The organism is Moorena sp. SIO3E8 (assembly GCF_010692445.1).
In the GTDB taxonomy this organism is placed as follows: domain Bacteria; phylum Cyanobacteriota; class Cyanobacteriia; order Cyanobacteriales; family Coleofasciculaceae; genus Moorena; species Moorena bouillonii.
On sequence record NZ_JAAHHM010000185.1, the window covers coordinates 1 to 10,500 of the forward strand.

Annotated in this window: 11 protein-coding genes; 10 read left to right on the plus strand and 1 reads right to left on the minus strand. The window is 39.8% G+C overall.

What is annotated here, in order from left to right; translation table 11 throughout:
* The first annotated feature begins 147 nt into the window (after positions 1-147).
* The 8 genes from F6K46_RS35385 (at position 148) to F6K46_RS35425 (ending at position 7,369) form a co-directional block, all read left to right on the plus strand.
* The gene (locus F6K46_RS35385; RefSeq protein WP_293066343.1) at positions 148-282 is read left to right on the plus strand and encodes a hypothetical protein; all 135 of its coding nucleotides are present in this window, start codon (positions 148-150) and stop codon (positions 280-282) included.
* A gap of 374 nt (positions 283-656) precedes the next feature.
* Positions 657-1,187: a hypothetical protein gene (locus F6K46_RS35390; protein ID WP_293066346.1), complete on the plus strand. Its 531-nt coding sequence runs from the start codon at positions 657-659 to the stop codon at positions 1,185-1,187.
* 800 nt (positions 1,188-1,987) lie between these two features.
* Positions 1,988-2,896: a HipA domain-containing protein gene (locus F6K46_RS35400; protein ID WP_293066349.1), complete on the plus strand. Its 909-nt coding sequence runs from the start codon at positions 1,988-1,990 to the stop codon at positions 2,894-2,896.
* Complete coding sequence (locus F6K46_RS35405) at positions 2,893-3,681, plus strand: HIRAN domain-containing protein (RefSeq protein WP_293066351.1); 789 nt, start codon at positions 2,893-2,895, stop codon at positions 3,679-3,681. The genes F6K46_RS35400 and F6K46_RS35405 overlap by 4 nt, the downstream gene beginning before the upstream one ends.
* A gap of 818 nt (positions 3,682-4,499) precedes the next feature.
* The gene (locus tag F6K46_RS35410) at positions 4,500-5,021 is read left to right on the plus strand and encodes a hypothetical protein (RefSeq protein WP_293066354.1); all 522 of its coding nucleotides are present in this window, start codon (positions 4,500-4,502) and stop codon (positions 5,019-5,021) included.
* Between the two features lie 530 nt (positions 5,022-5,551).
* Positions 5,552-6,178, plus strand: a complete 627-nt coding sequence (locus tag F6K46_RS35415) for an HIRAN domain-containing protein (protein WP_293066357.1) — start codon at positions 5,552-5,554, stop codon at positions 6,176-6,178.
* Between the two features lie 210 nt (positions 6,179-6,388).
* A complete protein-coding gene (locus F6K46_RS35420; protein ID WP_293066360.1) occupies positions 6,389-6,520 on the plus strand; it encodes a hypothetical protein in 132 nt (43 codons plus the stop codon).
* A 309-nt stretch (positions 6,521-6,829) separates the two neighbouring features.
* Entirely contained in the window at positions 6,830-7,369 is a 540-nt protein-coding gene (locus tag F6K46_RS35425) for an RICIN domain-containing protein (protein ID WP_293066363.1), read from the plus strand.
* Between the two features lie 466 nt (positions 7,370-7,835).
* On the opposite strand, the gene F6K46_RS35435 is transcribed toward F6K46_RS35425, so the two are convergent.
* Positions 7,836-8,324, minus strand: coding sequence for a hypothetical protein (locus F6K46_RS35435; RefSeq protein WP_293066366.1), 489 nt, complete (start codon positions 8,322-8,324; stop codon positions 7,836-7,838).
* A 76-nt stretch (positions 8,325-8,400) separates the two neighbouring features.
* On the opposite strand from F6K46_RS35435, the gene F6K46_RS35440 reads away from it, so the two are divergent.
* Together F6K46_RS35440 and F6K46_RS35445 are read left to right on the plus strand one after the other, a co-directional pair.
* The gene (locus tag F6K46_RS35440; RefSeq protein ID WP_293066369.1) at positions 8,401-8,760 is read left to right on the plus strand and encodes a hypothetical protein; all 360 of its coding nucleotides are present in this window, start codon (positions 8,401-8,403) and stop codon (positions 8,758-8,760) included.
* A 918-nt stretch (positions 8,761-9,678) separates the two neighbouring features.
* The coding region (locus F6K46_RS35445; protein WP_293117893.1) for a hypothetical protein at positions 9,679-10,500 on the plus strand (822 nt) is incomplete at its 3' end.

Below are 10,500 nucleotides of genomic sequence, written 5' to 3' on the forward strand. Positions count from 1 at the left end.
GAAGTTGTTCTGTTTCAACGCTGCAAAACTTTACTCAAACAGCAAGATTTAATTCAAGGCTTGACAGGTTTTCATTGGTGGCGTCAAATTGATGCGTAAATTTTAACTAATTAACCGGACATGATATAACACCCCAAGGCTGTTTCATTGTCGGATAGAGCTGTTGACAACAATGGTGATCGCTGTGATGTCAAATACCAGCGGTCACTCGATTACGTCAATAAATGGAGTTTGCCGGATGTAAGTAATACTCCTGGGGATTTAGATGTTCGGAAGTCCTGAATGGGATTTGCTATGTCAAGTATGGATGACAAATGAATGATTACGATGAAGCCACAACAATAACCATTCTTGATCAGCACATTCCTAGAAGGAGTTTTGTGATGGGGAGAAATTCCTTGTTAAAAATTCCTGTTCCCTAGATATTTGTGAACCGCGATCGTAGTATGATTATATCGATTTGGGAAATCAGCCTGATTTTAAATTTGCCAAAGACATCACCCTAAAGTTAGGAACAGATAATTTAGAATCCAATGCTAAAACGATCACTTAGTCTGAGATTTCTAATCGAGTGGACGATCCCAACAACCACGGGTCTGATAATTACTGTTGCGTCATGCTTATCAAATGAAAATATTTTTTATCTGTCTTTGTTCATGCTTATACCGTTTTGGCTAGCGATCGCACAATGGGTTGTTCTGCGACGTTACATTTCCGACGCTTGGTCATGGGTTGTGGTGACTGCGTTAGGAGCCTACGTTGCCATACCAACCATGTTTTTTTTCTATTCTTGGTATATAACAGCTCAATCTATATTTGTAAAGGATCCAAGTATCCGATTACCCATGACCTGGAAAGCATCTATCCTTACGACCCTAATTGGTTGCGTAGTGATATCTATCTTCCAATCGGTAGCTCTTTCTAAGCATACGACTCGGGCAGGTTGGTGGATTGTTCTTAACAGCTTAGTTTGGACTGCATTTTCTAGTTGGATAATTGAGATTTGTGCTCATGATTTGATGAACGATATTAGGAACTACAATGATCCAAGAGGCTACGACTACAATATAACTGGTGAGATGGTGGTAACACTCATAATTTTAATTATTCCCATCGCCAGCTTGATCCAAGGTCGTATACTTGTATGGTTATTCAACTCCCCTAAGGATCCAGGTGATGATATTTGATTTTATATCAGTTATAAAAGATAAATAAAAGTCATCTTATTTCTGTTAATAGGTCTTATCGGGACTTGAATATTTTCGGTATAGCACTACCCATTCTTCGTGTTTGACATTGATACAAGCTCAAACGCTTTTTTAGTAAGTAAACTTTTGCCTCTTGCCTCTTGCCAATGCCATTGCGCGTAGCGCTATAGCAGAAGTCAGAAGTCAGAAGTCAGAAGTCAGAAGTCAGAAGTCAAACTCTTGCGCTTACTTAGGTTTGAGACTTTTGTCATGTCCGCGCCTGCCCTGGCGACTGCTATATAAGACTGTACTTCTACCGACTCTCTCAATATTTTTTTACAAAATTTATCAAAATATGCTATAATATGCAAATTTTTATGTGACAATAAAACCGTGGACAATCAAATCCACGGGAAGAGCCAGCCTGACGTACTTGCAAGGGCGAAGGCTGGCTCTGGCTACCCCTTAAAGTAAAGGAGATAACTTCATATTATGTCGCATCATCTAAGCCTATACCCATGGGTCATGGTTCGCCTATTACCACCGATGCCACCAGTCGTTTTCGCTCGGTTCCGCAACTGTTGTGATGCCAAAGGTTATTCGCAGACCCTAAAACAGCTGGTGCCTGATGCTAAGTTTCTAATTATTTTCGATATACCCCTCTTCTGTCAAACTGGGGTCAAACCCTGATTTTTCCTAGGCTGAAATGACGCCAATTGGTTCGATTGTGCCAAAATGACAGAAGAGGGCGATCACGTGACTTCATCTTTGAGTAAATGGGTTTTAATAGCGTTTTGTAGGTGGTAGCAAATCAGTACGAGATCATTCGTTTAACTTCGGAGCAAGAGAGTCAGGCTAAAGATGAAACAATGGGGACAAAGGAAAAATTTTGGTTTGATCATTCTCAATTGAAAAAGTGTCTGTTCAAGTATCGTCGCCAAAACACAGGAGAAGACTGGTCAGAAAAAGTGGCATTTGAGTTGTGCAATCTTCTAGATATACCTGCAGCGCGCTATGAGTTAGCAGAAACCGCCGATGGACAAAAAGGGGTGATTACAGTCAATTTTTTAGGACAGGGAGAAACCCTAGTGCATGGTAATCAAGTACTTAGTGGCATTAATCCTGATTATCCCGCTTTGGTTACGCACAAGGCCTATCAACATACAATTGAAGTGGTTATGGAGGCGATTAGAGAAAAATCTGTTAACTTCCCCCCTAATTGGAGAGTACCTGATGGTTTCACAGATGCAAGAGATTTGTTTGTTGGCTACTTGCTGCTAGATGCGTGGATTGGTAATGGTGATCGTCATCATGAAAATTGGGGGTTTGTACTTCCTAAGACATCTCAAACGGGTATTTATCTGGCTCCCACTTACGATCACGCCTCATGCCTGGGTCGTGAACTTTCTGATACTAAACGCCAGCATAGGTCTGTAGAGTCTTACGTAAATGGGTGCAAGTCAGCCTTTTATCTTAACGAAAATGAAAAAAAGCCTCTGAAAACATTTGAACTTTTTGAATATGTTAATACTCACTATCCTAAAGCTAGTCAGGAGTGGCTCAACCGTCTTGAACAAATTTCAGAGCAACAGATAAATTCAACTTTACAGGCATTTCCAGATTGTCGTATCTCAAAAGAAGCATCTGACTTTGCTAAGAAAATTTTGCTCACCAACAAAAAAAGACTGGTCTGTCTATTAAATTTATGAGTATCACTTCCCTAAAAACTTTATTTTTAGCTTGGCAAGATCATGAAAGTCGATTGTGGAACCCGGTGGGTCGATTAACATTTGATGGAAAACTTTATGAGTTTGTTTATATAGAAGGTGCAAAGGAAGCGAAAAAACAATTTGGGTTTGAGCCTCTAATGTCTTTTCCAGAGTGGAATAAGACCTATCGTTCGACGGAGTTGTTTGCGTTTTTTGCCAACCGAGTTATGTCACCCTCGCGTCCAGATTACCGAAAGCATCTAGACCGGCTCAAGTTATCAGAGCAGAGTTTTGATTTGATGGAATTTTTAGGAAGGAGCGAAGGATATCGACAAACAGATAATTTTAAAGTTTTTCCTTATCCAAACCTCGACAGTGACGGGAAATACCACCTTTGTTTTCTAGTACATGGTTTGCGTCACTTACCAAAGTGTTCTATGGATCGCATAGCTCAGCTACAAGTTGGTGACACTTTGTGGCTATGTCACGAGCTTCAGAATCCTTATGACAATAAGGCTTTAGCGTTAACCACAGAAGATCATTATCACCTAGGGTATTGTCCCCGCTACTTGTCACAGGATATACTTGACATTTTAAGGCGTGATCCAAGTTTAGTAGAAGTGAAAGTAGCAAAGGTAAATTTACCTCCTTCTCCGCTTAAGTCTCGGTTATTGTGTGAGATGACTTATTCAGGTTCAAAGGAATACGTGCCGTATGATCACAAGATCTATCAGCCCTTAACTAAGGAAAAAGAAAAGTCGAAAAATTTGCTTTTCCCGATGTAAGTAATACTCCTTGAATCATAACGTGCTCGGAAGTCCTGAATGCGATTGGCCGTAGGCCACGCTACGCGAACGCATTCAGGTACTATAGCGTTTCTAGGATTTATGAGGTACGCTTCTCAACCTCAAAGTCCCCCTTGATAAGCAGCAGGGCTGTTTCATTATCGGATAGAGCTGTTGACAACAATGGTGATCGCTGTAATGTCAAATGCCAGCGGTCACTCGATTACGTCAATAAATCGGCTTATATCAATGTCCTAACTTTAATGCGTAGTGCTATAATTTTGTGTGTTATTGTTTGCATTTTGGTTCTGGTCTTAGAAGTACAAATAAGATTTGTTTGTTTGAAATTGAAACTGTGTGTATAACTCCTAGAATATAGCTTAAGGGAAGTAGACCAGTTTTTTGTTTTTAATTATGTTTATTTGTTTAATTATAAGTTAAATCTGTAGTTAATGTGTTTTTAGCTATGTATTTATGTGATAATAACTAATTTGCCGTGGTTATAAAAAATTTTGTGTGTTATTAACAATAGCAAATAGTAACACTGATAGATAGTGGGGCAATGGAAAGTCAGGTTGGTTTTCAATCCGACTTTGATGGCGATGATTTTTCATTGACGGCAGTAAAAGACTACAGTACAATGACGATATGCAAAGCGACCGCACCTTTTTAGACAGGGAAGTGCGATCGCTGAAGTAAATGATTTGCAGTAAATCAGTTATATCTTAACCATGAAAGAATACGTTACGCACGCAATAATCCAGATCGGGACTTTTAAAAAATTTGATGGCTTCAAGACTAAGGAAGGCATCTACGTAATGTCTCAAACCCAGACAGCGGAAACCGTTGGAGAGAACAAGCAAAACGTGTCAGATTTTTTGCGCTCAAAAGCCTTCAAAACCATATGGGGAGAGGGGTTTACGAGTCAGACTTTTGAAGTAGAAGATTCAACTCAATTAATTGGACAACCCAGGATTAATGGATTGCCACTGAAAATAGTAATCATTTATTGGAATTACCGTTCTTACAGGGGTAACAAGGAAGCATACAAGATCCTTAGTGTACTAGCCTTGGATTCTCTAGAGGATCATTTTCGTCATGCTTTTGGTGAAACGGCGACAATGGAAGAACGACGTCAACGAATAGATGCTTACGTGCAGGAACTAGAAGAAAGGTTGAATGCAGCCAACGAAACCATCGCACAGCAGGAACTGGAGTTGCGGCAGTCCTGGGAAGAGTATGATGTCCAGCAATCTTACCAGGATGAGTATGATCGCCAGCTCCGGGAACATGGCATCAACCCTTGGGCAGTTCCAAACACCGAAGACGAGCATTTATGATTTTTGAACTAGCAAATTTTCCCAAATTAACAGCGATCGTAATTAATTACTTGTCTTTGATGCGTTCGCGTAGCGTGGCCTACGGCCAATCGCTTTTTTTGATGCTTTCATGCCAACTAGGGTAAACGCATAGTACATCATGGTAAATATTTTAGACTAATTTTTAAAAATCACATTAAACAAAACACCAATTATAGTAAAAAAGAAGTACATTAATACTGGAATTAATGATTGAGTCAGGTTTGAACGAAATCTCTTGTTATTCAGCTGGTAATTATCAAGGATATGTTCAACCCTTTCTCCTAATCGTGTATCTTTATTATATATTTCTAGTAGTTTTATATGATTTCTGGCAGTTAATTCATCATAAATACAAAACAATACATATTGTATTCCAATTAAAGCCAATATGATAACATAGGGATATACAGATTTATCAACAATATTATAATTTTGATGGAAAAATTTACACCTTTGTTTATATAGAAGGTGCAAAGGAAGCGCAAAAATAATTTGGGTTTGAGCCTCTAATGTCTTTTCCAGAGTGGAATAAGACCTATTGTTCCACGGAGTTGTTTGCGTTTTTTGCCAACCGAGTTATGTCACCCTCGCGTCCAGATTACCGAAAGCATCTAGACCGGCTCAAATTATCAGCCCAGAGTTTTGATTTGATGGAATTTTTAGGAAGGAGCGAAGGAAATCGACAAACAGATAATTTTAAAGTTTTTCCTTATCCAGACCTCGACAGTGACGGGAAATACCACCTTTGTTTTCTAGTACATGGTTTGCGTCACTTACCAAAGTGTTCTATGGATCGCATAGAGCAGCTACAAGTTGGTGATACTTTGTGGCTATGTCACGAGCTTCATAATTGTTATGACAATAAGGCTTTAGCGTTAACCACAGAAGATCATTATCACCTAGGGTATTGTCCCCGCTACTTGTCACAGGATATACTTGACATTTTAAGGCATGATCCAAGTTTAGTAGAAGTGAAAGTAGCAAAGGTAAATTTACCTCCTTCTCCGCTCAAGTCTCGGTTATTGTGTAAGATCACTTATTCAGGTTTTGAGGGATATGTGCCGTATGATCACAAGATCTATCAGCCCTTAACTAAGGAAAAAGAAAAGTCGAAAAACTTGGTTTGCCCGATGTAACTAATACCCCTTGAATCATAACCTACTCGGAGGTGGGCGTGAATGCGATTGGCCGTAGGCCACGCTACGCGAACGCATTCAGGTACTATAGCGTTTCTAGGATTTATGAGGTACGCTTCTCAACCTCAAAGTCCCCCTTGATAAGGGGGATTTAGGGGGATCTTTTTGTACCTCATGGCATAGAGAATTGCTATATATAGCTACGGCGGTTTGCATAACTATCAGCTACACAGGATTGTTTTCCCTATTCCCTATTCCCTATTCCCTATTACCTATTCCCTATTACCTATTCCCTATTCCCTATTACCTATTCCCTATTCCCTGCTCAAGGAAAGTAGTTAAGAGCCGATTTACGAGGGAACCTGTAAGTCTAAAGCCCCGTCTTTTCAAACCGGGGATCAAGACTCATAGCGGTTTTACCCGCTGTGATAAAAATATTTCTAGAGAATCGGGAATCTTACTAATGGCGTTGTAGTAGAAGGTATAGGAGAGTTAAGATCGAAACTGATGATTATCTTAGAGTTCAAGGTCGTTAAAAAGTCTCTATCAACTAGAACCCATACCTGTAAGTGTGGATCCTAGGTATATCGAACTCAGGTAAGTTGAGTTTGTGGCACAATTATTGATCAATTTTTCTCTAAAACTAAAAAAATGTCTCATACCACCATGTCTAACAAAAATATAAAGATAATTTTCACTTTTGGTATAGCTGTTGCGTCTTCTGTGCTTGCTTTTGCCAGTACTACTAACGTTGCCCAAGGACAAACAAATTATCGCCTCAAAACCATGTTTACGGGCAGTGATAAATGTTTAGATATCATTAATGATGCTAACGACAATAAACCGATTATGGCTGACTGTGGTAATTATTCAGGACAATATTGGCAAATAGTAGCAACAAACAAGTCTGGATATTATCGCCTCAAAACCCTATTTACGGGCAGTGATAAATGTTTAGATATCATTAATGATTCTAACGACAATAAACCGATTATGGCTAACTGTGGTAATTATTCAGGACAATTTTGGAAAATAGAAGCAACAAACAAGTCTGGATATTATCGCCTCAGAACCCTGTTTACAGGCAGTGATAAATGTTTAGATATCATTAATGATTCCCAAGACAATAAACCAATTATGGCTAACTGTGGTAATTATTCAGGACAATTTTGGCAAATACCTAATTTTTAACTAACTGTTTGAGCTAGAAATTATCCTTTCGGTCAGGGCTGTTTCATTGTCCGGTAGAGTGATTGACAAAAATGGTGATCGCTGTTAGTTAAAATGCCAGCGGTCACTTTATTACGTCGATGAAGAGCATCGCTTTTGTTAATGATCGGTTGAGTATTAGGCACAACAACCAGAGGCGCTGTTGTGCCTAATACTCAAAGGGGGGCAGATAGAGAGCAGAAAGATGACCCTCCCAGGCCGTGTTGTTGATTTTGCAGAAGCGCGCTAAACAGGCTGGGGTGGAGTCTTTTTCTCCCCATGATTATTGATATTGTTACCGTCCAAAAGTTAGCTGGCTATGCTTCCCCTGTGACTACCGCTAAGTATGATAGCCGGGGTGAGGAGGTTAAGCATAGGGCGATGCAGAAATTGGGGTTTTGAGGGGTTAACACTTAGATTCAGCGACGCAATAAAGCAAACATTACTTTTATTGATTGTCGTTAATAAGCCGTAAGCAAGTTTTCAAAGGAGAGTGATCCCCAAACTTCTTCCCATCAGAAATCCTCGTGACATAATACCTATCAAAAAAGTTATCACCAATACAAATTAAGTCATCAGTTGCACCATTCAATATTCGTTTACAAGTTTTTAAAGGAGAGTGATCTCCAAACTTCTTTCCATCAGAAATCCTCGTCACATAATACCTATCAAAAAAATTATCACCAGTACAAATAAATTTCGGTTTTGAAGGTGTATTGGGTTTGGAAGGTGTATATGGATTACTAATGTTGTGGCAAATTGAGTTATTGATAATCGCCTGAGTATTAACTGTTTCTAAGCTGCCATCCAAACAGATTACATTGAAGGTATTATTTTCATTTTGGTGTAGATACCTAACATTTTTAATACCCGCCAAAACCGATGTGGGCATAAGCAAAGTAACAAAAAAAGAACACAAAATAGTTATTTTATTCATATTTTTTGACTCTTAATCTAGATTTAAGTCATTTATTCAAATCATATTATATCAAATCCGGTTTGATAGCACCCTTATGGGTACCTTTTTAAATCTGGATAAAAACTGGGCATCACCGGGGGAACTTGGGACAGTCAGCAGTAAAGATAAAAAACTGGGGCTCCTGGTAAGTTTGGATAACGATATCCCACGACACATTCATCCAGATAAAGTACAGAAAACTGACTTACCCAAGGCGAACCCTACTCCAGTACCAAAAAGTAACGAACCCGCAAAGGCTCCTGCTCCAGCACTAAAGGGTATTGAAAGCGAACCCGCTCAGGCTCCTACTCCACCAAAGAGCAAACAAGAAGTAGAACAGGTCGCTGCACCAGTACATAATAGAAAGGATTCACAAGTACTCCCTGATGTTCCCTCTGATACTAAATCCGGTTGACATACCTACCTTATTCGGGTGCATCTCATTTTTGCCGTTTGACCAGATGGTGCGTTACGGGACGGATTTTCCTAACACTGGCTACCAATACAATAATGGCTCCCCCGTCCCTAACGCACCCTGTCTTGATGCAAAGCGCGAGTGGGGGGAACCACGGCAGTCGCTCATGGGGGGGACCCCCAAGACCGCGCTGCCTCCCCAAGACCGCGCTGCATCGCTACGAACATTTACAAAAGTGAGATGCACCCCCTTATTCGTATAGGGTATATGCTTGTGTTTAAGCAGGATTTAGCCACTTTAATAAAGCTACTTTCACAACCGGATTTAGTATGAGGTACCTCACAACCCAGCACCAGCGGAACTTGATAGAAAGGACTCATAAGTACCTCCTGATGTTCCCCCTGATGTACCTCGCAACCCAGCACCAGTACTTGATGAAAGTGAAGAGTTTTTCACTATTGAACTCTCGCCTGAATCAGAGACAAACATATACATATAACATATTGCTACAGTCGTGGTCAATAATGCTGAGCATTTTGCTAAGCATTTTAATCTCAACAAATTAAACTACCATCAGCAGAAAATATTTTCCAGTACTAGGGGAACATTTTTTTGATAATTCCTTCAGGTATAAAGTCCCGTTAATAGATAGTTTTGAGGCGTCTAATTAATCAGCCGCCAAAAGATGCTTGCGTTGTTTAACATGAAAACAATCACTATTTTTGCATTGAAAATTTTCAGGTTATTGTCAAACATTTCTGTTTCATCTCAACAAATTAAACTACCATCATCAGAAAATATTTTCCAGTACTAGGGGAACATTATTTTTGATATGTTTTCAGGTATAAAGTCCCGTTAATAGATAGTTTTGAGGCGTCTAATTAATCAGCCGATCAAAGAGGATTGCTTATGTTTAACATGAAAACAATCACTATTTCTGCATTAACCATTCTCAGTTTATTGTCAAACAGTTCTGTTTCATCTCAACAAATTAAATTACCATCAGCAGAAAATGATTTTCTGGTACTAGAAAAATCTCCACCCAATAATCAGGTTGAATCTGCAGGTCAAACCCAAATGGTTCTTGGCCGCAAGATACAAAATCCTTATTCCGTGGCAAATATGCAAAAGGCCTTCAACCTGTACAGCCGCAGCATGAAAACTGCTGCTCCATCGGTTCGGGCAACTCACCAATATATCAAAATCACCCCCAGCAATGAAAGCCACTTGCAGCTGCTGGATAAGCTGGATGCTGAAGGTGTCTTGAGTTTGCACGACTATCCACTTGATTATGAAATCACTACAGAAGGTGATTACTATGTCATGCCAGCCAATGAAAAAGACCTATATCACCCGATCTACACTGTCATTCCGGTGGGCTATAAATTTCCAGCGTCATTGCCCTACCGCATCATTGAAAATGTATATCAACCGAAAGAAACTGAATCCGATGTAGAATCAGTGGCTTTAGCTTTGGCAGATCAGGACACAGAACTGGATTGTCCCAGCTCAATGAAATGTAATGACCCCAATGTGTTACTGGAAATGTTTAAAAACCCGACGCAAAAAAGCCTTTTCGGTGGTCGCAGATATCGACCACATGGGTATGTCAAAGTCAAAAATACCGAAACGGGCCAATGGGAGCCATTGAAAAGAGCGAAAATTAGCATCGGTCGAGGCATCTGGTGGCGCTATACCTACACAGATAATAACGGTCATTTCACCGCACCGAAAAAATAC